Origin of the sequence: Comamonas sp. AG1104, assembly GCF_003350425.1 — a bacterium.
Taxonomy (GTDB): domain Bacteria; phylum Pseudomonadota; class Gammaproteobacteria; order Burkholderiales; family Burkholderiaceae_C; genus Comamonas; species Comamonas testosteroni.
Map to the genome: position 1 here is coordinate 31,794 of NZ_QQAS01000008.1, position 22,621 is coordinate 54,414.

Consider the following 22,621-nt stretch of genomic DNA (forward strand, 5'->3'; position numbering starts at 1 on the left):
TTTCAGCCGCCCTGGCCCGGCAGCCTGCTGCGATAGCTGCTGATGGCCTCGTGGACAAAGCGCAGCTTGTCCCAGGCCGGACCGGAAATGGCAAACGGATAGGCATCGCCATGGCCCAGGCTGCGATTGAGGCTGTTGTGCAGCAGCGTGAGCGGCACCCACTGCGACTGCATCACTGAAAAGTCGGGCGGCACCGGCCCCAGCGGGTTTTGAATGAGTTGCTGGCCCGTGCTGGGGATGTCCGGTACGGTGATGCAGGTGCCGTAGCTGGCTGCGGTCTCCAGCAAGTCCACCATGTGCAGATAGTGAGCCCAGGTTTCGGCCCAGTCCTCCCAGGGGTGTGAGGTGGCATAGGCGCTGATGAACTGGCCGCGCCAGCTGTTGTCCAGCGGGTCCTTGCCGTAGTGGCGCTGCAGCGCCTGGGCATAGTCCTGATTCTCATAGCCAAACAATGCCCTGAAGCGCTCCAGATGCTCGCTGTTGGCGATCAGCTGATCCCAGTAGAAATGTCCCGATTCGTGACGCAGATGTCCTATCAGCGTGCGATAGGGCTCGTGCAAGGCCTGGCGGCGTTTGGCGCGCTCGTCGTCGTCTGCCTCGACGACGTTGAGCGTGATCATGCCGCTGGCGTGGCCGGTCATGACGGGATTCTGGCCGGGCAGGTCTGCGAGCAGGGAAAAGCGCGGCTCGGCCACGCGGTGCCCATGGGGGTCCAGCAGGCCCAGCCTGGCCAGGGTGTAGAACAGTCTGCGCTTGGCGACCTCGATCTTGGCCCAGCGCAGCTCATTGGCGGGATCGCTGCCGTCGGGTAGCCATTCGGTCTGTCGGCAGGAAACGCACAGCGGCTGCGGGTCTGAAGCCTCGATCGCAAAATTGCACAGGCTGATGTTGTGGCGGTGGGCGCAGGGGCGATAGCGTGCGTCGGGGGCCTCGGCCGGCGCAAGAATGCCGACGCGCAGCTGATCGGGCAGGAATGCCTGGCTGGCGCCGCAATGCACGCATTGCAGGCTTTCAAAATAGATCAGGTGCCCGCAGGCCTCGCAGTTGAAAACTTGCATTCGAACACTTTAATGGCGAAGTCAGCCGCCTGGGTGTAGGAAAAAACAAAGCCAGCTCAAAAGCTGGCTTTGTGGCGGGAAGTGAGGCTCTCAGAAAGAGTCTTGCTTCATGCACGCACCATCAGGGTCTGACCACGATGCTATTGCGCACGTCGCGCACATGCTTGGTTGTGCGGGCAATTTCGCCGGCTCGGGCTTTTTCTGCTTCGGATTTGGCGAAGCCCGACAGCTGCACAGTGCCGTTCATGGTTTCGACACTGATGGCGGTTGCAGAGACATTCTTGTCTTCGGCCATCTTGGCCTTCACCGCAGTGGTGATGCCGGCGTCATCCACATAGGAGCCCACAGTCTGCTGGTCACGAGCCACCGAACAGGCCGTGGTACCCAGCACGGTCGTCGCAGCGACCAGACTGAAAGCCAAAGCACGAGTCAGATTCTTCATATGGTTTTCCCTTGGTTTTGAAAAGGCGCAAAGAACGCCTGCGAAAAACGGCTCAGCGTGAATTCCTGCTCACTTCCTGCGCGAGCGGCCCAGAAAGAAGGCCGTCGCCAGGGCCGCGCCGGTCGCGGCAGCGATCAGCACGGAACGCCCGGGTTGTTCGGACACATACTTGGTGGTCGCATCAGCGGCGGTGTTGAACTGACGGCGTGCGCGGTGCGAGCTGTCGGCCCAGAAGTTGATGCTGCGCTCGGCCAGATCCTGAGCCCGGTTGGCCAGGTTGTCGATCAGCGGGTTTTCGCTGTCCTCGACATTGCGCATGTGACGCCCGGTAGAGTCGATGGCCTCGGAAGCCGTGCGGCGAGAGCGGCGTGCGGTGTCCTCGACCTTGTCGGCGATGTCTTCGGCCACATCCCGTGCTTCATTCACCATTTTCTGGGCAGCCTGCTTGCCGGAGTCCACTGCATCTTCTGCTGCATCGGCCATCTTGTGCGCAGCATTCTGGGCGGATTGGGCTGCGTGCTTTGCCGTGTCCCTGACGTCAGCAGCCACATCCTTGGCGGCGCCCTTGAGATCTTCAACCGTGTCCTTGGCGTCTTTTACGGCTTGGCTCATTGTTTGGAACTCCCTGAAATCTAGAAATTTTCGTGACAGCGTGCAGTAACGCCAGTCTGCGGAACTCTGCCTGCAGGAGGCAGAAGTTGAGGGTGATCATGGCGAATACTGGTGGTTTGTGCAATGTGAACGAACAAAGTTCTACACATTCGGTGCCTTTGCTATTTCTTCACCAGGCCCATCAGGAAGGTGATGACGGCCATGACCAGAAAGACGAAAAACAGAATCTTGGCAATACCTACGGCGCTGGCCGCAATCCCGCCGAAACCGAAAACTGCAGCGATCAAGGCAATCACCAGAAAGACAATGGCGTAGTGCAACATGGTTTTCTCCTTTCGAATGCAGACCGACAGGCATTGCCGTGCGGCCATGTATTGACTGTAGAGAACTGAGCAGCCCAAGCTTGACGGTGAGCTTCTGTCACCAGGGTCGGGGTATTTAGGGACAGTCATGTAGGACTGCGTTGACCCGCGCACCGAGTTCAGGTGTTTGCCACTGTCAAAGGAATGACTGCCGAGATGGTGGTTCCCTTGCCGGGCTGGGATGCCACGGTAAGCCTGCCGCCAACGGCTTCGACACGGTGTTTCATGCCTGCCAGACCATGGGAGTTGGGGCGCATGCTGGCCGGCTCGAAGCCTTGACCATCGTCCTGAATCTGCACGGCCACATAGGTGGGATAGTTGTGAACCGTCACGATGACATGGCTGGCCCTGGCGTATTTTCCGATGTTGGTGAGGGACTCCTGTACGACGCGATAGACCGTCAGCTGCGTGGATTCAGGCAGGTCCACTTGCTCCAGGCTGCATTCCACATCGATGCTGCTTCGTTCACCGAATTCTCGGGTCAGGATTTCCAGCGCGGTGGTCAGGCCCAGGTTGGACAGAGAAGAGGGGCGCAGGTCCTCAATGATGCGGCGTTTGAGTGCAATGCCGCTGTTGAGCGTCTCGATCAGATGGGTGATGCGTTCGGAGACGTCGGGTGTCGATGTATCGATCTTGGACTTGAGGCGCGCAACGTCCAGTTTCGCGGCTGTCAGCAGCGAGCCCAGCTCGTCGTGCAACTCGCGTGCCAGGTGCGCTCGCTCATCCTCGCGTACCTGCTGCAAATGGGTTGCCAGCTCGGTGAGGGCCGCAGTGCGGTCGCGAACGACTTCCTCCAGGCGATTGCGCTCGTCGCGCTGGATCTCCTGCTCGCGCAGATGTGAGTGCTGCAGCGCATTGGCCTGCCGCAGATACATGAAGAAGCCCAGAATCCCCAGTGCGGTCACTGTCGCAATGCCCAGGCGTGACAGACCCAGCGTTTGTTCGATATCCGCAAGATTGGACTTGACGCGCTGGTCGATGCTGTCCATCAGGGTTTTGATGTGGCCCCGTATGGCATCCATGTTTTCCATGCCAACGTCGGTAAACATCACAAAGCGCCACGCTTCATCGTTGCCCTGGCGATAAAGGCGCAGGCTCAGCTCCATTTCGCTGGTCTTGCGCTCGACCTGGCGGGCCAGCGGAGTAAAGGTTGCCAGCTCTTTGGGATCCATGATGAAGATGCCGCGCAGGTCATCCATGCTGCTGCTGATAGCGGCGGAGGCAGAGTTGTAGGGCTCGAGATAGCGCTCCTCTCCTGTCAGCAGGTAGCCGCGCAGGCCGGTTTCCGCATCCAGCATTTGCTGCATCAGCAAATTGAGCTTTGCTCTGGTGGCTTGCGTCTTGGTGAGCGTGTCCAGAGCTTGCAACGAGCGCTTATAGCCTGCTTCATTAATGCTTACCATTAAGACTGCCGCAATGACTGCGATCGTCAGGCTGACTGCAATTTTGCGGATATTGGTCCAACGCATCTACATCCTCTCACCTACAAGGCAATTACCTGATATTCTGCATAACCGTAGCGTCAACGACTGACATCATAGTGCGGGTCTTAAAGTGTGATGCGCCCTGGAGATGAGCGCAGTTTCATGAAAAGAGGTGTTCATGATAAAAGTAGGCATAGTGGATGACCATGCGATTGTTCGCTCGGGATTACGCCAATTCCTGTCGGAACATGTAGATCTGAGGGTCGTGGGAGAAGCGGGCAATGGGCGGGAGGCCATTGACCTGGTTCGGGAGCATGAAATTGACGTGCTGCTGATGGACTTGTCCATGCCGGGGCAAAGCGGCATAGATGCCTTGGCCATGCTCAGAGCCAAGGCACCTGACATGGGAATCCTGATACTAAGTGGATACCCTGAGGAGCATTACGCAATCAACTTGATTCGTCAGGGGGCTAGCGGATATCTCAACAAGGAGTGCGACCCTCAGGATATTGCAGAGGCCATCCGGACGGTGGCTCTGGGAAGGCGCTACCTGACACCGGCAGTTGCAGATCTTTTGGCCCAGCAACTCAACCGCAAGGATGACGTTCCGGCACACGAGCAATTGTCGGAGCGTGAGTTTCAGGTGTTCCTGAAGCTTGCGCGCGGCGAGACGGCTGGAGACATTGCCAAATCGCTTTCGTTGAGCGTGAAAACAGTGAGTACTTACCGGACAAGACTCATGGAAAAAATGGGCCTTTCCTCAAATAGCGACTTGACATACTATGCGTTGAAAAATCGACTGATCGATTAATGGATGCTCAAATAAAAAAGGCTTGAAATATTCAAGCCTTTTTTATTTTGCGTTATTTTCAAGATTTACTGGTATTCAAATCAATACAGAAATCGATAAGTGAATCTATTTCGTTGGATTTGTCAAATACGGCATCTGCGCTGAGTTCAAGGCAGCGCTGTCGTATATCGGCCGTCGCGTAATTGCTCAACACGAGCAGCTTTTTCTGCTGTGGTCGATGTTGAAGGCTTGTGACGATGCCCAGACCGCTGCCCTCGCGCAGGAACAGGTCCACGATGACCAGATCCCAGGCGTCAGGGTTGTGGCTGAGCCAGCGTACAGCATCGGCTTCGGTCTCTGCCACCCCTACCGCTTCCACATCGGCAAGCTCCGCCATCGTCGCAATCAGGTTGTCGCGAATCGTGGGATTGTCTTCAACAAAAAAAGTACGCAGTTTCACGACGGTAGCAAGCTGATGAGGTGGACGCCAAGGATCAAGCGGTGAGAGTCATTTCAATTCTCAATGTGGAAAATCAATTACGGCCCATGAAAAAATCATTGTATTGTTATTTTTTGTAATTTGTGTTCGGCGTTCCGCAGATATCACAGGTTTTAACCCTAGCAATTTTCATCCTACTCCACTCCATGGAACGTGCATCAAGCATTTGAAGTTGTCCGACAGAAGATCGGCCAAAACCGACAATCAGCTTCAGTGCCTCTGCTGCCTGCTGGGTGCCGATCAGTCCGACCAGCGGAGCAAAGACACCCATGGTTGAGCACTGAACCTCTTCGAATTCAGCCTCCGGCGGAAAGACGCATGCATAGCATGGGCTGTCGGGGTTGCGTGGATCAATGACCATCAGCTGGCCATCGACACGGATGGCCGCTCCTTCGACCAGGGGTACGCCGTGGCGTACGCAAGCCGCATTGATGGTCTGGCGGGTCTTGTAGTTGTCGGTGCAGTCGAGCACGATGCTGGCCTCGGGCAACAGTTCGTCGAGCAGGGTCTCGGTTGCACGCTGCTGGATGCAGCGGATCTCGATCCCGGGATTGATGGCGTGTACGGCCGTGCGGATCGATTCCACCTTGGGCATGCCTATGCGTTCGGTCGTGTGGGCAATCTGGCGCTGCAGATTGGTCATGTCCACGACGTCGTTGTCGACGATGGTGATGCGCCCCACACCTGCCGAGCCCAGATAAAGTGCGGCAGGCGAGCCCAAGCCGCCGGCTCCAATGATCACTGCATGCGCCGCCAGAATGCGCTCCTGGCCTTCGATGCCGATTTCGTCGAGCATGATGTGACGGGAATAGCGTAGCAATTGATCGTCATTCATCGGTTTGCTTCCATGGTTCCAAGAAAAAAGCCGGGCAAGCCCGGCTGATTTTGAGCGGGTCCCATAACCCGGTGCTTATTTTTTGCTCTTGTCGGATTCGCCTTTTTCGGGCGCTTTCTTGTCAGCGGGCTTTTTGTCTGCAGCCGTCGCGTCTCCGGGCTTCTCTTCGATTTTGCGCTCCGTCAGGGTTTTGCTGACCTTGACGGGTTGGCCCTTGAGCTTGTTCAGTGCCTGTTGCAGCTGAAAGTCCTTTTCAGACCCGAACTCCGGCAGGCGGCGTTCGGCGGCCGGCTTCTTGGCTTCCTCTTCCAGGCGTTTGCGGGCTTCCTCGCGGGCCTTTTCAAGTGAATCGTTCTTGACCTCCGCACCCTGTCCGCTGGACAAATGCTTTTCAAGGTCTGCTTCACGCATGCTCAATGCAGCAAACAGATCGCCATCAGCAGTCTCATCCACCATCACATCGGGCACGATACCCTTGGCCTGAATGGATTTTCCGCTAGGTGTGTAGTAGCGCGCCGTCGTCAGCTTGAGAGCCGTATCGGGCCCCAGAGGGCGCACGGTTTGCACCGACCCCTTGCCAAAGGACTGGCTGCCCATGACGGTAGCGCGCTTGTGATCTTGCAGAGCTCCGGCCACGATTTCGCTGGCCGAGGCCGAGCCTTCGTTGACCAGCACCACCAGAGGCAACTTTTTGAGGGCCGCAGGCAGGCGTTGCAAGGGGTCGCCAAAACCGCGCTGGGCGTAGAACTCGGGCGATGCCTTGTAGACGGCCTTGCTTTCGGCCAGCTGGCCGTTGGTGGAAACCACGGGCACATCGGGGGGCAGGAAGGCCGCAGAGATGGCTACGGCCGCATCCAGCAAACCGCCGGGATCGTTGCGCAGGTCCAGCACCAGGCCCTTGAGATTGGGCTCCTGCTTGTAGATTTCCTCGACCTTGCGCACAAAGTCGTCCACGGTGCGCTCCTGGAACTGGCTCAGGCGGATCCAGGCGTAGCCGGGCTCGATCACCTTGCCCTTGACCGATTGGGTCTTGATCTCTTCACGGGTGATGGTGACGGGGAAGCTGCGGCTTTCATCCTTGCGCAGGATGTTCAGGCGCACCTTGGTATTGGGTTCACCGCGCATGCGCTTGACAGCGTCATTGAGCGTCAGGCCCTTGACGGCCGTGTCGTCGATCTTGGTGATCAGGTCACCGGTCTTGAGGCCGGCGCGGAAAGCGGGCGAGCCTTCGATGGGAGAGACGATCTTGATCAGCCCGTCTTCCATGGTGATCTCGATGCCGACGCCAACGAACTTGCCGGAAGTGCCTTCCTTGAATTCTTTGTAGGTCTTCTTGTCGAAGTACTGGGAGTGAGGGTCCAGGCTGGAGACCATGCCGGAGATGGCGTCGGTGATCAGCTTCTTGTCGCTGACCTGCTCCACGTAATCGGTCTTGATCAGGCCGAAGACGGCCGACAACTGCTGGATTTCTTCAAGTGGCAGAGGTGTCACACCCCCGCGAGCCAGCGTCTGCAGGGATACGGTGGTCAACGCACCGGCGACCACGCCCACAGAGATCCAGCCTGCAATTTTGATTTTTTGACCCATAGCACCCCTTAAACCATTCGCAATATACACCTTGGACGGTGGAAGGCCTATGAGGTTCCATAGGCCTTTTGCCGTATCAGCCCGGTTCAGACTGGACCGGCGGTGAATAGGTCTCAGGCCTTGCCCTGGGCCGCAACTGCCGCTGCAGCCTTGGCTGCGGCTTCGGCGTCGCCCAGATAGTAATGGCGGATGGGCTTGAGATCGGCGTCCAGTTCATAGACCAGAGGAATGCCGTTGGGCACGTTCACGCCCACGATCTGGTCGTCGGCGATGTTGTCCAGATACTTGATCAGGGCGCGGATGGAGTTGCCGTGAGCAGCAACCACCACGCGCTTGCCGGCCTTGATGGCGGGGGCGATGGACTCGTCCCAGAACGGCACAACGCGGGCAACCGTGTCCTTGAGGCACTCGGTCAGCGGGATCTGCTCGGGCTGCAGTTTGGCGTAGCGCACATCGCTGCGTTCGCTGCGGGGGTCGGTGGCTTCCAGGGCGGGAGGCGGCACGTCGTAGCTGCGGCGCCAGACCAGCACTTGTTCGTCGCCATACTGCTTGGCCATATCGGCCTTGTTCAGACCCTGCAGACTGCCGTAGTGGCGTTCGTTGAGACGCCAGCTATGCACCACGGGCAGCCAGGTGCGGTCCATTTCATCCTGCACATGCCACAGGGTACGGATGGCGCGCTTGAGCACGCTGGTATAGGCCACATCGAAGTCATAGCCTTCTGCCTTGAGCAGTTGGCCGGCCTTCTTGGCCTGTTCGACGCCGGTGGCAGTCAGATCCACATCGGTCCAGCCGGTGAAGCGGTTTTCAAGGTTCCAGGTGGATTCACCGTGGCGGATCAGAACGAGCTTGTACATGGATTCTCTCAAAGTAGCAAAGCAGTAATGACACAAAGTCAAAAGCGTGCATTTTAGAGGCTGGGCTTTGTCCGGGCTCGAGGCAAGGTAAGCCGGGCCGATCCGGCGCCTGCCGGCCCGCTATTCCTGTAGCGAGCTTCGGGGATTGTGCGCAGCGCCCACTTGCGGCCCAGGGCGCGTCAACCGGGGCGATGGGCTTGCGGGCTGCAGGTTTGTGGCCCGCTGCTGCGGCCCGCAGGCTGGCCTGCCTCTAAAATCGTTCGGTTTGCCATCCCAAGGAATGACGTGAAATTCATCATTGATAACTGGTATTTGATCCTGATTGCCGTGGCTTCGGGTGTGATGCTGCTGCTGCCCGCACTGCGTGGGGCCACAGGTGGTTCGCTGTCGGCAGCGGCTGCTGTGCACCTGATCAACCGCGAAAAAGCCGTGGTGCTGGACGTCTGCGAGCCCGAAGAGTTTGCCGCCGGCCATGTCAACGGCGCCAGGAACCTGCCGCTGAGCCAGTTGGAAGAAAAGCTGCCCACCACCGTCAAGAACAAGCAGCTGCCCGTGGTGCTGGTCTGTGCAACGGGCGCCCGCGCCGCGCGCGCCGAGGCCGTGGCCAAGAAGCTGGGTTACGAAAAGGCCCAGGCACTGGCTGGCGGCATGAAGGCCTGGCGCGATGCCGGCCTGCCGGTTGAAAAAGCCTGATCCGGCCCCAACTGAGAACCCTGACGCATGCAGCGCTGCATGCGGCATTGCAAAAACACCAAGGAAGTTGCCCATGCAAGCCGTGAAGATGTACACCACCGCCGTCTGCCCCTATTGCATCCGTGCCAAGCAGATTCTCCAATCCAAGGGCGTGGAGCAGATCGAAGAGGTGCGCATCGACTTCGATACCGCAGCCCGCGATCACATGATGAAGACCACGGGCCGCCGCACCGTGCCCCAGATCTTTATTGGCGAGACCCATGTGGGCGGCTGCGACGATCTGATGGCGCTGGATGCCAAGGGCGGTCTGCTGCCTCTGCTGCAAGGCTGACGCATCTGCGCCGCCCATGTTGTCCCAAGACATGAATTTGCACTTTGTGCCGGCTGCCAGGATGCAGCCATGGGCGGCCACTGCATAATGCCAAGTGCTATTTTCTGGGAAATGCCTGCTGTGAGGATAGCTGCGTGCTGATCCTGCGTGCAGGCATTTTCATTTCCCTCTCAAGATTTTTCTGAAAGACCAAGCTCATCATGGCCGAACAAGACAACAGCCCCGTGTTCCAGATCCAGCGCGTGTATCTGAAGGACCTGTCCCTGGAGCAGCCCAACTCTCCCGCCATCCTGCTGGAGCAGGAGCAGCCCAGCGTGGACATCCAGCTGGGCGTGGAAGCTACCCCCGTGGCTGAAGGCGTCTACGAAGTGGCCGTGACCGCCACGGTTCAGACCAAGATTCAAGACAAGACCGTGTTCTTGGTCGAAGCCAAGCAGGCCGGCATCTTCGAAATCCGCAACGTGCCTGAAGACCAGATGGGCGGCGTGATCGGCATTGCCTGCCCCCAGATCATCTACCCCTATCTGCGCGGCAACGTGGCCGACGTGGTGACCCGCGCCGGCTTCCCTCCCGTGCACCTGGCCGAAATCAACTTCCAGGCCATGTACGAGCAGCAGCAAGCGGCTGCCGCAGCACAGGCCGAAGGCCAGCTGCCCCAGTAAGCTGACGGCAATTGCTGATTCCTGCGATGTGCAAGAATCGGCAGCCAGGCAAAAAGAGGCCCTAGAGGCCTCTTTGTCTTGTGGGTTGTGCGCAAACTGCTATCAAAATTCAGGTATGAAAATTCTTGTCATCGGCGCTGGCGCCTGGGGTACGGCCATGGCCATCAGCGCGGCCACCCATAAGGACCAGGATCGCGTCAGCCTCTGGGCGCGGGATCCGGCGCAGGCGCAGCTCATGCAGGCCGAGCGTGCCAACAGCCGCTATCTGCCCGGCATCCGCTTTCCGGATGCGCTCACGGTGGTCGGTGGCGATGTGATGGACCATGTGGCGGATGCCGATCTGATCGTGCTGGGCACGCCCATGGCGGCGCTGCGCCAGTGGCTGGGCCAGCTCAAGGATTGCCGCCGGCCCGTGGTCTGGCTGTGCAAGGGCTTCGAGGCCGTGGCAGCGGATGCTCCAGCCGGCAGCTATGGGCTGATGGCGCATGAAGTCTGCCAGCAGGTGGCTCCGCAGCTGCAAAGCGGTGCCCTCAGCGGCCCCAGCTTTGCGGCCGAGGTGGCACGCCAGCAGCCTACGGCTTTGGTGGCAGCCAGCGCCCATGAGGGCGTGAGCGAGCTGCTGGTGTCGGCCTTTCACGGCGAGGCCATGCGCGTCTATGCCAATAACGACATCGTGGGCGTGGAAGTGGGCGGAGCCGTCAAGAATGTGCTGGCCATTGCCACGGGTCTTTGCGATGGTCTGCAGCTGGGGCTGAACGCGCGCGCAGCCCTGGTCACGCGCGGCCTGGCCGAGATGACGCGTCTGGGAGTGGCGCTGGGCGCGCGCGCCGAGACCTTCATGGGCCTGTCCGGCCTTGGCGATCTGGTGCTGACTGCGACCGGCGATCTCTCGCGCAACCGCAAGGTGGGTCTGTTGCTGGCCGAAGGCAAGAGCCTGGAGCAGGCCGTGACATCGCTGGGCCATGTGGCCGAGGGCGTGTACAGCGCCCGCACCGTGCTCGCCCGGGCACGTCAGGTCGGCGTGGAAATGCCCATCACCGAAACCGTGGTGGCCCTGCTGGACGGCCAGTTGCCGGTCACCGAAGCCGTGCAGCACCTGATGGTGCGTGATCCGCGCGGCGAATAAGGTAATAAGGCAATAAAACGATAGCTGTAAGCGCTTGATATTCATAGATTTCAGATATTTTTATATCTGAAAGTCAATGGATATAAGCGGTAGTAGCTATTGTTTTCTATGACGCCGGTCGTTGGATTCAGGCCCGCTACTTCGTCTCTCTGATGCTGAGCCAGGCACTCGCCGCCCCGCACAGCGCAATGACGAGCATGCCCAGCACGGCCCATTGGTCGGGGATATGGCCATAGACCAGCCAGCCGGCCAGCAGCGCGCAGGGAATCTGGCTGTAGAGAAACGGCGTGATGGTCGCAGGCTCGGCTTTTTCATAGGCCTTGAGCAGCATCAGATGTCCGACGGCGCTGCCTGCGCCCATGGCAATCGCGGCCAGCCAGAGCGCGGCGCTGTCCGGCAACTGCCAGACCCAGGGCAGGGCCATGCAGGTCAGGCTCAGGGCCAGCAGGCTGGTGTAGATCTGTGTGGTCAGTGGGCGCTCCTTGCCCGCCATGCGGCTGCTCAGAATCTGATAGGCGGTGTTGGCCAGCAGCTGCAGCGCAGGCCAGACCAGGGCCCAGCCGCTGAACTGGCCGCCGCCCGGCCGCAGGATGACCAGCGTGCCCGCAAAGCCCAGCGCCACCAGCACCCAGCGCAAGGGGCTGACCTGCTGCCCCAGCCAGAGCGCGGCCAGCAAGGTCAGGGCCAGCGGCGTCAGCGCCACGATGGCCGTGAACTCCGCCAGCGGCAGATAGCGCAGGCTGAGCATGGCCAGCGCATTGCTCAGGCAAAACAGAATGGCGCGCAGAAACTGAAAACCCGGGCGCCGGGTGCGAAAGATGTCCAGTCCATGGCGAGCCACGCCAAAGCCCACGGTCAGCGCCGACTGCAGCGCATAGCGCAGCCACAGAGCCATCAGCAGCGGCAGCAGGGCGCCCGCATATTTGGAGCCCGTATCGAGTATCGAAAAACAGGCGCAGGCCAGCACCGTGAAGCCGATGCCCGTCAGCGTATGGCGATGAACTGAAGGGGCGGAGTGCTGTGACATGGAAGAACTTGCCGGGCACTGGGCGGTGCCTGGAGAAAGCAGATTTCAGACCATTTTTGGCCTGAAGCCCCTGATGAATAAACGCTAGCTGCTATTAAAAGTAAAGAGCAGCTTGAGAGCAGGGCGCGACTTAAGGATAAGGGGCAGCAAGCAAGGGCCTAGCCGGCCGCGCCGCCCCGCAGCTAGGGCTGCCCCAGCGATGCTGTCGTCCCCCTCCCTTAGCGCGCAGCGCGTAAAGAGAGGGGCGCCCGGCCAGGGGAAGGCGCGGGGCCGCCCAGGCAAGCGGCTCAGGGGGAGTTACAAGCCAATCTCCAGAGCCAGCAGTTCTTCCACCGTCTGGCGACGGCGAATCAGCTGGCTCTGCGCGCCATCGACCAGCACTTCGGCGGCCAGCGGGCGGGTGTTGTAGTTGCTGGACATGGAGCTGCCATAGGCGCCCGTGTCGTGAATCACCAGCAGGTCGCCCACGCTGGCGCCGGCCAGCGAGCGGGGCAGCACCACGCCGCCGTCGCCCTGGGTGAAGACATCGCCCGATTCGCACAGCGGGCCGGCCACCACGCTGTCCTGCGCGGGCAGGCTCTGGCCGTCGCGGCGCAGCACTTCCATGCCGTGGTAGCTGCCGTACATGCTGGGGCGCATCAGCTCGTTGAAGCCGGTATCGACCAGCACGAAGTGGTTGCTGCCCGCATTCTTCGTGGCGCGCACGGTGCCCAGCAGCACGCCGGATTCGGCCACCAGGAAGCGGCCGGGCTCGAGCTCCAGTCCCAGACTGTGGCCTACGATGCCTTCTGCCTGCTTGCGCGCCGCATCCCACAGGCCGTGGTAGTGGTTGGTGTCGATGGTGGCATCGCCAGCACGATAGGGGATGGACAGGCCACCGCCGGCGGAAATCGCATGCAGGTCCACGCCCGCTGCCTTGGTGCGCTCGACCAGCTTGACCATGGCGCCGCAGACTTCCTGCAGATGGCCGTAGTCCACGCCCGAGCCGATATGCATATGCAGGCCGGCCAGCACCAGGCCGCCGGCCTTGATGGCGTCCAGTGCGGCTTCGAGTTCGCTGTGCCAGATGCCGTGCTTGCTGTGCTCGCCGCCGGTGTTGGTCTTGTTGCTGTGGCCGTGGCCGAAGCCGGGGTTGATGCGCAGCCAGACATGGTGGCCCTTGGAGACGGCAGCCAGCTGGTGCAGCATGTCGATGGAGCCCGCATTCACGGGAACCTTGTGCTCCACCACGGTGGCCAGCGTCGCCTCATCCATCACGTCGGCCGTGAAGACGATGTCGGCAGGCTCGCCAAAGCCGGGCTTGAAGCCCGCTGCCAGCGCACGCAGGACTTCGCCGCGCGAGACCGCATCCACCTTCACGCCCTGCTCGCGCATGAGCTTGAGGATGTGGATGTTGGAGCAGGCCTTCTGGGCAAAGCGCACGGTGTCGAAAGCCTTGAGCTGGGCAATGCGCTCGCGAATGGTGGCGGCGTCATACACCCACAGCGGCGTGCCGTACTGGTCTGCCAGGTTCCAGAGCTGTGCGGGAGAGAAGGGGTTTGCCATGGCGGTCTCTTGAAAGGGAATAGTTCTGCGCATCATGCATGCGGCTATCTATTCAGTCCAATAGCTTGATTTTTGAAGATCATTCAATATTGATATGCTTTGCGCATGACCGATTCAGAAGCTTCTCAGCGCATCACCCATCGCCATATCGAGGTGTTCCGTGCCGTCATGACGGCCGGCAGCGTCACCGGCGCGGCGCAGTTGCTCTATACCTCCCAGCCCACAGTGAGCCGCGAGCTGGCGCGCATGGAGCAACTGCTTGGCTATGCGCTGTTCGAGCGTGTGCAGGGCCGGCTGCGTGCCAATGCGCGGGCCTTGCTGCTCTGGGACGAGGTGCGGCGCAGCTGGCAGGGCCTGGAGCGCGTGATCGACCGTGCCGTGGAGCTGGGGCGTCCGCAAGGGGCGAGCATCAGCGTGCTGTGCCTGCCGGCACTCAGCCACGCCTTGCTGCCGGGCGCGCTGGCGCGTCTGCATGCCAGTCACGGCGCAGTGGCCGTGAGCGTGAGCACCCAGGAGGCGCCGCTGCTGCAGGAGTGGATGGCGGCCCAGCGCTTCGATCTGGGCCTGTCCGAGCTGGCCGATGCACCGCCGGGCACGCGCAGCCAGCCCTTGCCGGCCATGGACGAAGTGGCCGTGCTGCCAGCCAACCACCCGCTGGCGCAGAAGGCGCTGCTGGGCGAGAGGGACTTTGAAGGCGAATCCTTCATCAGCCTGGCGAGGGACGATCCCTACCGGGCCCAGATCGATGCGGTGTTTGCCCGCGCCGGCGTGCAGCGCCGGCTGAGCCTGGAGACCGCCAGCGCCGTGGCCGTCTGCTCCATGGTCCAGCATGGCCTGGGTCTGGCCATCGTCAACCCGCTGACAGCGCGGGCCTGCGCCGGCCCGCAACTGGTGGTGCGGCCGCTGGCGTTCTCGATCGCGTTTCAGGTGCATATGCTGCTGCCGCTGCACCGACCCGCCGATGCGGGCCTGCCCTGGCTGACGGCGGCACTGGAGCAGGAGGCCCTCAGCCTGCTTGGACACAGGCCATGAATTCGGCGATAGGGCCTTCGCAGGTGAGCTTGCGCAAACTTCTATGTTGCAGTGCACAATAAAGCGCCTGAATGCTAGGAGTTACACATGCCTGAATCCGCCATCCCTCACCGCACCGCCAGCGAGCTGCTGGACATCAGCATGGCCGTGCCTCAGGTTATCAACCACCGGCTCACGCGCATGGCGCTCAGCGGTCCGGTGCTCTCTGCGCGCGATCAGAAGGAGTTCACGCGCATGGTGGTGGAAAAGCAGGTTGCCTTCAGCCAGGCCTGGCTGACCATGGGGGCCGAAATGTTCAAGGTGCAGCAGCAACTGTGTCTGGCCTGGATGCGCAACCCCTGGACCATGGGCCAGAAGCTGCCCGTGGCGGCCGACAAGGTGGCGGCCAGAAGCCTGGCGCCGATTCGCCGCAAGGCCGTGGCCAATGCCAAGCGCCTGTCGCAGACCAGCCTGAAATAAGCGGCCACCGACCGCCAAACCTAGACCCTGATGCGTTCTATGAGCCGTTGACTGGCGTCATCCAGCCCCTTGAGTTCCACGCGGCAGCCATGCTGGCGCAGGCGCTCCATCACCTTGTCCAGCGCGCCCACGGCGGTGATGTCCCAGAAATGCGCGCCACTGACATCGATGCGGGCCCGCCTGCCGGCCGCGGCACGCACGTCGAAGGCTTCGATCAGCGCATCGGCCGAGGCAAAAAACACCTGGCCGCTCACCGTCCAGGTATAGAGATCGCCGGCCTCGTCCAGGCTGCCCCGGACCTGCAGCATATTGGCCACCTTGAAGGTGAAGAACACGCCCGAGAGCAGCACGCCGGCCACCACGCCGGCGGCCAGATTGTGGGTGGCGATGGTGATGATCACCGTCACCAGCATCACCGAGCTGGACAGACGCGGGTGGCGCACCAGATTGCCCAGCGACTTCCAGTCGAAGGTCGAGACCGACACCATGACCATGATGGCCACCAGAGCAATCACCGGCACCCGGGACACCCAAGGCTTGAGAGCGACCATCAGAATCAGCAGAAACACCCCGGCAAACAGGGTGGACAGACGACCGCGGCCACCGTATTTCACATTGCCCACGGCCTGGCCGATCATGCCGCAGCCCGCGATGCCGCCGAACAGGCTGGCCGAGACATTGGCCATGCCCAGGCCCGTGCATTCGCGGCTCTTGTTGCTGGGCGTGCCCGTGAGGTCGTCCACCACGGCTGCCGTGAGCACCGACTCCAGCAGGCCCACCATGGCAATGGCCAGGGCCGGCAGGGCGATGATGCGCAGCGTCTCCAGACTCGCTGGGATTTCAGGCAGGGCCAGCAGCGGCAGGCTGTCCGGCAGATGGCCCAGATCGGCCACGGTCTTGAGCGGTAGACCCATGAAGCTGCCCATCAGGGTCAGCACCAGCACGCAGATCAGTGGCGACGGAATGGCGCCCAGCGCCTTGAGCTGCAGTATCTGTCCCAGCCAGGGCAGGCCGTAGATCAGGGCCAGGCCCAGGGCCAGCATGGCCCAGGTGGCGGTGTTGGCGCCATGCAGATGCGGCAGCTGGGCTGAAAAGATCAGAATGGCCAGCGCATTGACGAAGCCCGTGCGCACCGAACTGGAGACAAAGCGCACCAGAGAGCCCATCTTGCACAGGCCGAAAGCGATCTGCATGACGCCGGCCAGCAGGCCTGCTGCCAGCAGATATTGCAGACCATGCGAGGCGACCAGCGGAGCCGCCACCAGGGCCACCGAGCCGGCCGCTGCCGAGACCATGGCCGGGCGCGCGCCGAACACGGCAATCACGATGCTGATGATGAAGGAGGCATACAGCCCCACGGCCGGGTCCACGCCCGCGACAAAGGAAAAGGCAATGACCTCGGGAATCAGCGCAAACGTGGCGACGGCGCCGGCCAGCAGCTCGCGCGGTACGCTGGGCGCCCATTCGGCACGCCATCGGCTCAGGGAAAAATTGGGGTTCATATCGCAGCAGCAAGTGAGGCGCTGCCTATGCAGGGCAGACAGCGCCGGTGGGCGATGTTAAGCAGTGCCCAGCACTTTTGCTGCGTGAGGGTCAGCCTGGGCGCTTGAAGCACACCATCTTGGGCCTGAAGCGCTGCAGCACCTCGCCGCGCTGGTTTTTGGTGTGGGAGAGCACGCGCACCAGGGCCCGGTTGGGTTTGGACTGGGAGGGAATGATCTCCACGATTTCGGACTCCACCTGCAGCACGTCGCCGGGGCGCGTGGGCTGGGGCCAGGCCAGCTCCTCCATGCCGCCGCCGATCACGCCGTCGGCCAGGGGAATGCTTTGCGTCACCAGCAGCATGCTGATGGAGGCCGTATGCCAGCCGCTGGCGGCCAGGCCCTGGAAGAAGGTGTGCTTGGCAGCTTCGGGGTCGAGGTGAAAGACCTGGGGATCGAACTGCCTGGCATAGGCAATGATTTGTGCCTCATCCAGCGGGTAGCCCTCGCTGACGAACTTCTGGCCTACGTACAGGTCATCCAGATACAGTTTCTCGCTCATTGGCGTCCTCTTTCATGCCGGTGTATGGGGTGGCCGACAGTATGCGCGGCGGCGGCCCTGGCCGCTGTTGCCAAGGTGCCATAGCGCTATGCTTGGACGCATGAATTTCGAGTTTGAAGATTCCGAGATCGCCGCAATCAGCCTGCAGAGCGGCGTGCTGCAGATCCGCTTTTCCGCCGCCCGTCTGTATGACGGCGACAGAGCCGGGGCCGGGGAGGGGCTGTGGCAGCCTGTGCTATTGATATGCAAGCAAACTGCGCAGACCGACAAAGAGTCGGACGCGGATTTGACGCGAATTCTGGCCGCAGCGGGCCGTGTCCGGCAAGCGCAGCTGCATATTGCTGGTCAGCGCCTGCGCAGCCTGCCCCTGCCTTTTGACAGCGATGCCGGTTTTGTGCTGGAGCTCGAAATGGGCGACGGCCTGTTTTGCCGGCTCAAGGGACAGGGGCTTGCGCTGCAGGCTCTGCCCGGTCGGTCATCGACGGACTCCTACCAGTGCTGAGAGTGCTCCTCGCCTCTGCATTGCTCTTGATGCTTGATATGTGAGCGGTTTGAATCAGAACCAAGAGTCAGAGGCCTGATCCTGGGCTGGCCGCGCCGCAGCGGGTGTGCCGCCCGCTGCCCGAGTGCCCCCGCCGCCAAGCACCTCAGAGAGGCCTAAGAGAGGCCTAAGAGAGGCCTAAGAGGGCCTAGAACTCCAGGTTGTCTATGAGCCGGGTGCTGCCCAGGCGTGCCGCGCCCAGGGCCACCAGATCGCCGCTGCGCGCATCGGCAGGCGCTTGCAGATCGCTGCGCTGGCGCACGCTCAGATAGTCGGGCTCCCAGCCCTTGGCACGCAGCGCGGCCATGGCCTGCGCTTCGAGATCGGCCAGATTGCCGCCCAGGCGCGCGGCATCGGCCAGGGCCTTGAGCGCCTGCGACAGCGCCATGGCCTGCACACGCTGCTCATCGCTGAGGTAGCCGTTGCGCGAGCTCAGTGCCAGGCCGCTGTCGGCGCGCGCAGTGGCGCAGCCGATGATCTCTATGGGCAGGGCGAACTGCTGCACCATGCGGCGGATCACCATCAGCTGCTGGTAGTCCTTCTGCCCGAAAACGGCCGTGCCGCCGCCCGTGGTGGCGAACACGGCCTGGAACAACTTCATGACCACGGTGCAGACGCCGGTGAAGAAGCCGGGGCGGAAGTGCCCCTCCAGAATATCTGCCAGCTGCGCATCGGGCTGGACCTTGAAGGTCTGCGGCTCGGGGTAGAGGTCTTTCTCCCTGGGGGCGAAGACGATGTCGCAGCCCTCGGCTTGCAGCTTGGCGCAGTCGGCATCGAAGGTGCGCGGGTAGCTGTCGAAGTCTTCGTGAGGCAGAAACTGCAGGCGGTTCACGAAGATGCTGGCCACGGTCACGTCGCCATGCTGGCGGGCCTGGCGCACCAGGCTGAGATGGCCTTCGTGCAGATTGCCCATGGTGGGTACAAAAGCAGGGCGGCCGCGACCAGTCAGGGCGGCGCGCAGGTCGGCGATGGTGTGAACGATTTGCATGACTCAAACAGTGGGGAAAACAAATAGGACTTACGCAAACAAGAATGCAACAACGGCCTGCCTTCTGAGGCAGTCGCCCGGCCCGAGCCCGTTTTGCGTAAGTCGTGACAAAAACAAAGGCCCAGGTTCACCAGGCATGCAGCGCATTGTCGGGGAAGCTGCCATTCTTGACGGCTTGCACATAGGCTTCCATGGCACCCTTGACACTGCCCGCATCGGCCATGAAGTTGTGCACGAACTTGGCCATCTTGCCCAGGTTCACGCCCAGCATGTCGTGCAGCACCAGAACCTGGCCGGCCGTGCCACTGCCCGCGCCAATGCCGATGGTGTGGCACAGCGGCAGCTCCTCTGTCAGCTGTGCGGACAAGGCGGCGGGCACCATCTCCAGCACCAGCATGGCGGCTCCGGCATCCTGCAGCTCCAGCGCATGCTGGCGCAGCGTGGCCGCTGCCTGCTCGTCCTTGCCCTGGACGCGATAGCCGCCCAGGGCATGCACGGTCTGCGGCGTCAGTCCCAGGTGGGCACAGACGGGCACGCCGCGATCGACGAGAAAGCGCACGGTGGGAGCGGTCCAGCCGCCGCCTTCGAGCTTGACCATATGGGCACCGGCCTGCATCAGCTCGCAGGCACTGCGCATGGCCTGCTCGGGACTTTCGGCATAGCTGCCGTAGGGCATGTCGGCAATCACCCAGGCCGTGGCCTGGGCGCGGTGCAGGCCCCGCGTGACGCTGGCCGTGTGATAGGCCATATCCTGAAGCGTCACCCCCACGGTGCTGTGCAGGCCCTGGCAGACCATGCCCAGCGAGTCGCCGACCAGAATGCACTCCACACCGGCCGCATCGGCCACGGCGGCAAACGTGGCGTCATAGGCCGTGAGCATGGTGATTTTTTCACCGGCCGCGCGCATCTGAGCCAGACGCGGCAGGCTGACGGGTCGGCGCTGGGGCTGGGGCGAAGAGGGGGGAATGGTGCCGTAAGGCGTGCCGCTGGCGGTCATGGGATGTCTCCTGGTCTTGTCTATGGCTGGACCCCGCAGAAAAGCCTGCAGGCAAATTTGCCCGCGAGTCTATGCGATGCTGCGCTGCAGCGCCACGTTGAAAAAGGTATGGCTGCTGTCGGCCACCTTACTATGCTGTGTGGTCATGCATTGCATGGCCCTGCGTTCTGCGGCCTTCCATTTCTTTTTGCACAAGGTTGTTCATGTCCATGGTCGAGCCTCAGCTGTCGTCGGTTTCTTCCCCAGTTTCAGCCGTGGCCTGGCAGGGGCTGCGCAGCGTGAGCTGGCTGGAGTCGCTTTCCGACGAGAGGCTGTCCGTGCTGGCGGGGCAATGCCTTTGGCACCGGCTGGAGTCGGGACAGGTGCTGCACGGGGCCTATACCGATCAACGCATGTACATGCTGATCAACGGCCGGCTCAGTGTCGGCAGCTACAGCGCCAGCGGGCGGTCCATGATTCTGGGTTATCTGGAGCCCGGTTTCTTTTTTGGCGCGTTCGCGCCGCAGCCGCCGGTTCGCCATGTCTCCGTGCAGGTGCAGGCCACGCATGAGAGCCTGGTTGCATCGCTATCGAATGCGGAGCTAGAGGCGCTGATCATGAGTGATGTTCTGGTCATGCGGGCGGTGGTTCAGCGGCTCAGCGAACTGGCAGGGGTGCTGGCGCGGCGTGTGGTCAGTCTGGGAACCCTCACAGTGCGGGGCCGTCTGCATGCCCAGTTGCTGGAGCGCGCCGAGATGGCGGGCGTCGAGAACGACGAGGCGCTGCTGTCGCCTGCTCCGCGTCAGAACGATCTGGCCCTGATGCTGGGCACCAGCCGCGAAGAGGTCGCACGCGAGATGTCGCGACTCACGCGTCTGGGTCTGCTCAGACGGGAAGGGCGCAATCTGCGTCTTTGCCGTGTCGACGGCCTGCGGCTACTGCTCGAAGAAGCGCATTGATTTTTTATAATGTGGAATGAGTTTTTGCGTGAGAAAACGCACAGACGGCGCGTGGGGGCCGGGCGCATAGTTCAGACGTGCAGCACGCGGCAGGTCTTCTTCCCGCTGCTGCGCCGTTGAAAGGATTGAAAATGCGCTCCCTCACCCGTTTGTTGACCGCAGCCGTGCTGACCGCCAGCGCTGCGGTTGCCATGGCTCAAGACCTCCCCCAAACTTCCGTAACCTCCAGCAAAAGTCGTGCCGAAGTGATGGCCGACCTTGAGATGTACCAGCGCGCCGGCCTTGGCTATATGCCCACGCCAGCGGCTTATGTCGAAACAGAATTCAGCAGCGAGTACCGCAAGGCCTATGCCGAATATCAGCGTCTGCTGGCCAGCCCCGCCTACACGGCTGCCGTAGCCAAGTACCAGTCGCAACTGGGCGGCAAGTAACAGAGTTCTCTCTTAGCCACCCGACAGAGGTGGCCCATTGGTGGATGCGCGCTGAGGGATTCCTTCAGCGCGTTTTTTTATGCCGGCAATGCCAGGCTGATGGATATAGCAAGTTTGATAGCATTCGGCGCATATCGATAGTGCGCTTGCAGGTGATCTGACTTGAAAACCGTTCTTGATTTCACCGCTCCCTGGCAGGCGGGTGCTGCCCGTCTGCGGCATGGCTTTGGCGAGCCCGAGCGCATATTGCAAGCCCATGCTCCCGAGGATGTACCGGCCGTGCTGGAGGCCGTGCAGCAGGCGGCCGAACAGGGGCTGTGGTGCGTGGGCTGGCTGGCCTACGAGGCGGCCGCAGCCTTCGACCGGGCCTATGCCCAGGCCGTGCATGCAGCGGCAGCAGGCCAGCCGCTGGCCTGGTTCGGCCTGTACCGCGCGCCGCTGGCAGGCCCTATGCAGACCCGGCCGGTGCAGGCCGCAGCGGTGCATTGGCAAACGGCGCTCAGCCGCGCGCAGTTCGATGCCCATGTGGCGCGTATCCATGCGGCGATTGCGGCGGGCGACTGCTATCAGATCAATTACACAGCCCCTCTGTCTGCCGAGCTTGCGCCGACGCAAGAGCCGGATGCTTCCGCATTGGCCCAGGCGCTGTTCGCAAGGCTGCAGCAGGCCCAGCCAGGAGGCTATGCAGCATTGGTCGATTGCGGCGGCATGCAGGTGCTGTCGCTGTCTCCGGAGCTGTTTTTCGACTGGGACGGCGAGCGGATTCTGACTCGCCCGATGAAGGGCACGGCGGCGCGCGGCAAGACCCCTGAAGCCGATGCACGTGCTGCTCAAACCATGCGCGAATCGGCCAAGGAGCGGGCCGAGAACGTGATGATCGTGGATTTGCTGCGCAATGATCTGTCACGCATAGCCGTGCCGCACAGCGTGAAAGTGCCGCAGCTGTTTCAGGTTCAGGCGCTGCCTGCCGTCTGGCAGATGACTTCGGATGTGGTGGCACGCACACGCTCGGATGTGCGGCTGGTGGATGTATTCGGGGCGCTGTTTCCTTGCGGCTCGATTACCGGGGCGCCCAAGCGCCAGGCCATGCGCCTGATTCGCGAGCTGGAGCCCGAGCCCCGAGGCGTCTACTGCGGCGCTCTGGGCGTGGTGCGACCCGGGGCTGAGTCGGGGCGTATTCACGCAACATTCAATGTTCCCATTCGCACAGTGGTGCTCAGGAACGGGCGCCTGAGCTGCGGCATAGGCAGCGGCATCACGGCCAGCGCCAATGCGGCCGACGAATGGATGGAATGGCAACACAAGCAGACTTTTCTGAAGGTGCTTGAGCAAGGCGTTTGAG

26 protein-coding genes are annotated in these 22,621 nt (G+C 61.8%); 11 read left to right on the plus strand and 15 right to left on the minus strand.

Translation table 11 applies throughout. The annotated features are described in order from the left end of the window. Nucleotides 1–2 precede the first annotated feature (2 nt). From DFO48_RS20495 to DFO48_RS20515, 5 genes are all read right to left on the minus strand, one after another. Nucleotides 3–1,058: a putative zinc-binding metallopeptidase gene (locus tag DFO48_RS20495; RefSeq protein WP_003074526.1), complete on the minus strand. Its 1,056-nt coding sequence runs from the start codon at nucleotides 1,056–1,058 to the stop codon at nucleotides 3–5. A gap of 121 nt (nucleotides 1,059–1,179) precedes the next feature. Next, a complete protein-coding gene (locus DFO48_RS20500; RefSeq protein WP_003074528.1) occupies nucleotides 1,180–1,500 on the minus strand; it encodes a BON domain-containing protein in 321 nt (106 codons plus the stop codon). A gap of 69 nt (nucleotides 1,501–1,569) precedes the next feature. Further along, nucleotides 1,570–2,112, minus strand: coding sequence for a hypothetical protein (locus tag DFO48_RS20505; protein WP_114864609.1), 543 nt, complete (start codon nucleotides 2,110–2,112; stop codon nucleotides 1,570–1,572). Nucleotides 2,113–2,273: 161 nt separating this feature from the next. Next, on the minus strand, nucleotides 2,274–2,435 hold the full coding sequence (locus tag DFO48_RS20510; RefSeq protein ID WP_003051882.1) for a DUF1328 domain-containing protein: 162 nt from the start codon (nucleotides 2,433–2,435) through the stop codon (nucleotides 2,274–2,276). 158 nt (nucleotides 2,436–2,593) lie between these two features. After that, nucleotides 2,594–3,943, minus strand: coding sequence for a CHASE3 domain-containing protein (locus DFO48_RS20515; protein ID WP_114864610.1), 1,350 nt, complete (start codon nucleotides 3,941–3,943; stop codon nucleotides 2,594–2,596). A gap of 133 nt (nucleotides 3,944–4,076) precedes the next feature. Between DFO48_RS20515 and DFO48_RS20520 the strand changes: the two genes are divergently transcribed. Next, on the plus strand, nucleotides 4,077–4,709 hold the full coding sequence (locus tag DFO48_RS20520; RefSeq protein ID WP_003051886.1) for a response regulator transcription factor: 633 nt from the start codon (nucleotides 4,077–4,079) through the stop codon (nucleotides 4,707–4,709). Nucleotides 4,710–4,767: 58 nt separating this feature from the next. On the opposite strand, the gene DFO48_RS20525 is transcribed toward DFO48_RS20520, so the two are convergent. The 4 genes from DFO48_RS20525 to gpmA form a co-directional block, all read right to left on the minus strand. Further along, nucleotides 4,768–5,148 (minus strand): response regulator, encoded by a 381-nt coding sequence (locus DFO48_RS20525; protein WP_003072645.1) that lies wholly within the window; start codon nucleotides 5,146–5,148, stop codon nucleotides 4,768–4,770. A gap of 106 nt (nucleotides 5,149–5,254) precedes the next feature. After that, nucleotides 5,255–6,022, minus strand: coding sequence for a HesA/MoeB/ThiF family protein (locus DFO48_RS20530; RefSeq protein ID WP_003072647.1), 768 nt, complete (start codon nucleotides 6,020–6,022; stop codon nucleotides 5,255–5,257). 75 nt (nucleotides 6,023–6,097) lie between these two features. Continuing rightward, nucleotides 6,098–7,609 carry a S41 family peptidase gene (locus tag DFO48_RS20535; protein WP_003072649.1) on the minus strand — a complete coding sequence of 504 codons (1,512 nt, stop codon included), beginning with the start codon at nucleotides 7,607–7,609 and terminating at the stop codon, nucleotides 6,098–6,100. A gap of 113 nt (nucleotides 7,610–7,722) precedes the next feature. After that, nucleotides 7,723–8,466 (minus strand): 2,3-diphosphoglycerate-dependent phosphoglycerate mutase, encoded by a 744-nt coding sequence (gene gpmA, locus DFO48_RS20540; RefSeq protein ID WP_114864611.1) that lies wholly within the window; start codon nucleotides 8,464–8,466, stop codon nucleotides 7,723–7,725. Nucleotides 8,467–8,751: 285 nt separating this feature from the next. On the opposite strand from gpmA, the gene DFO48_RS20545 reads away from it, so the two are divergent. The 4 genes from DFO48_RS20545 to DFO48_RS20560 all read left to right on the plus strand — a co-directional run bounded on the left by DFO48_RS20545 (nucleotide 8,752) and on the right by DFO48_RS20560 (nucleotide 11,278). Continuing rightward, nucleotides 8,752–9,159: a rhodanese-like domain-containing protein gene (locus tag DFO48_RS20545; RefSeq protein ID WP_003051897.1), complete on the plus strand. Its 408-nt coding sequence runs from the start codon at nucleotides 8,752–8,754 to the stop codon at nucleotides 9,157–9,159. A 73-nt stretch (nucleotides 9,160–9,232) separates the two neighbouring features. Next, nucleotides 9,233–9,490: a glutaredoxin 3 gene (gene grxC, locus DFO48_RS20550; RefSeq protein WP_003072654.1), complete on the plus strand. Its 258-nt coding sequence runs from the start codon at nucleotides 9,233–9,235 to the stop codon at nucleotides 9,488–9,490. Nucleotides 9,491–9,690: 200 nt separating this feature from the next. After that, nucleotides 9,691–10,152: a protein-export chaperone SecB gene (gene secB, locus DFO48_RS20555; RefSeq protein WP_003066740.1), complete on the plus strand. Its 462-nt coding sequence runs from the start codon at nucleotides 9,691–9,693 to the stop codon at nucleotides 10,150–10,152. Between the two features lie 115 nt (nucleotides 10,153–10,267). Continuing rightward, the gene (locus DFO48_RS20560) at nucleotides 10,268–11,278 is read left to right on the plus strand and encodes an NAD(P)H-dependent glycerol-3-phosphate dehydrogenase (RefSeq protein WP_003072656.1); all 1,011 of its coding nucleotides are present in this window, start codon (nucleotides 10,268–10,270) and stop codon (nucleotides 11,276–11,278) included. Nucleotides 11,279–11,414: 136 nt separating this feature from the next. Here the strand turns inward: DFO48_RS20560 and DFO48_RS20565 are convergent, their stop codons facing one another. Beyond that, nucleotides 11,415–12,305 carry a DMT family transporter gene (locus tag DFO48_RS20565; protein ID WP_114864612.1) on the minus strand — a complete coding sequence of 297 codons (891 nt, stop codon included), beginning with the start codon at nucleotides 12,303–12,305 and terminating at the stop codon, nucleotides 11,415–11,417. Nucleotides 12,306–12,602: 297 nt separating this feature from the next. Next, entirely contained in the window at nucleotides 12,603–13,850 is a 1,248-nt protein-coding gene (lysA, locus tag DFO48_RS20570) for a diaminopimelate decarboxylase (protein WP_114864677.1), read from the minus strand. A gap of 105 nt (nucleotides 13,851–13,955) precedes the next feature. On the opposite strand from lysA, the gene DFO48_RS20575 reads away from it, so the two are divergent. Together DFO48_RS20575 and DFO48_RS20580 are read left to right on the plus strand one after the other, a co-directional pair. Beyond that, complete coding sequence (locus tag DFO48_RS20575; RefSeq protein WP_003072660.1) at nucleotides 13,956–14,882, plus strand: LysR family transcriptional regulator; 927 nt, start codon at nucleotides 13,956–13,958, stop codon at nucleotides 14,880–14,882. 87 nt (nucleotides 14,883–14,969) lie between these two features. Beyond that, nucleotides 14,970–15,341, plus strand: coding sequence for a polyhydroxyalkanoate granule-associated phasin (locus tag DFO48_RS20580; protein ID WP_003072662.1), 372 nt, complete (start codon nucleotides 14,970–14,972; stop codon nucleotides 15,339–15,341). Nucleotides 15,342–15,361: 20 nt separating this feature from the next. Here the strand turns inward: DFO48_RS20580 and DFO48_RS20585 are convergent, their stop codons facing one another. Together DFO48_RS20585 and DFO48_RS20590 are read right to left on the minus strand one after the other, a co-directional pair. After that, nucleotides 15,362–16,843, minus strand: a complete 1,482-nt coding sequence (locus DFO48_RS20585) for a SulP family inorganic anion transporter (protein WP_114864613.1) — start codon at nucleotides 16,841–16,843, stop codon at nucleotides 15,362–15,364. A 91-nt stretch (nucleotides 16,844–16,934) separates the two neighbouring features. Beyond that, nucleotides 16,935–17,384 (minus strand): MaoC family dehydratase, encoded by a 450-nt coding sequence (locus DFO48_RS20590; protein WP_003072667.1) that lies wholly within the window; start codon nucleotides 17,382–17,384, stop codon nucleotides 16,935–16,937. Nucleotides 17,385–17,484: 100 nt separating this feature from the next. On the opposite strand from DFO48_RS20590, the gene DFO48_RS20595 reads away from it, so the two are divergent. Beyond that, nucleotides 17,485–17,886, plus strand: coding sequence for a hypothetical protein (locus tag DFO48_RS20595; RefSeq protein WP_114864614.1), 402 nt, complete (start codon nucleotides 17,485–17,487; stop codon nucleotides 17,884–17,886). Between the two features lie 187 nt (nucleotides 17,887–18,073). Here the strand turns inward: DFO48_RS20595 and panC are convergent, their stop codons facing one another. Both panC and panB read right to left on the minus strand, forming a co-directional pair. After that, entirely contained in the window at nucleotides 18,074–18,913 is an 840-nt protein-coding gene (gene panC, locus DFO48_RS20600; protein ID WP_114864615.1) for a pantoate--beta-alanine ligase, read from the minus strand. Nucleotides 18,914–19,040: 127 nt separating this feature from the next. Further along, nucleotides 19,041–19,910 (minus strand): 3-methyl-2-oxobutanoate hydroxymethyltransferase, encoded by an 870-nt coding sequence (panB, locus tag DFO48_RS20605; RefSeq protein WP_003072672.1) that lies wholly within the window; start codon nucleotides 19,908–19,910, stop codon nucleotides 19,041–19,043. A gap of 203 nt (nucleotides 19,911–20,113) precedes the next feature. Between panB and DFO48_RS20610 the strand changes: the two genes are divergently transcribed. The 3 genes from DFO48_RS20610 to pabB all read left to right on the plus strand — a co-directional run bounded on the left by DFO48_RS20610 (nucleotide 20,114) and on the right by pabB (nucleotide 22,620). Beyond that, nucleotides 20,114–20,848, plus strand: coding sequence for a Crp/Fnr family transcriptional regulator (locus DFO48_RS20610; protein WP_114864678.1), 735 nt, complete (start codon nucleotides 20,114–20,116; stop codon nucleotides 20,846–20,848). 131 nt (nucleotides 20,849–20,979) lie between these two features. Further along, a complete protein-coding gene (locus DFO48_RS20615; RefSeq protein WP_003072678.1) occupies nucleotides 20,980–21,279 on the plus strand; it encodes a DUF4148 domain-containing protein in 300 nt (99 codons plus the stop codon). Between the two features lie 162 nt (nucleotides 21,280–21,441). After that, entirely contained in the window at nucleotides 21,442–22,620 is a 1,179-nt protein-coding gene (gene pabB, locus DFO48_RS20620; protein WP_114864616.1) for an aminodeoxychorismate synthase component I, read from the plus strand. Nucleotide 22,621 lies beyond the last annotated feature (1 nt).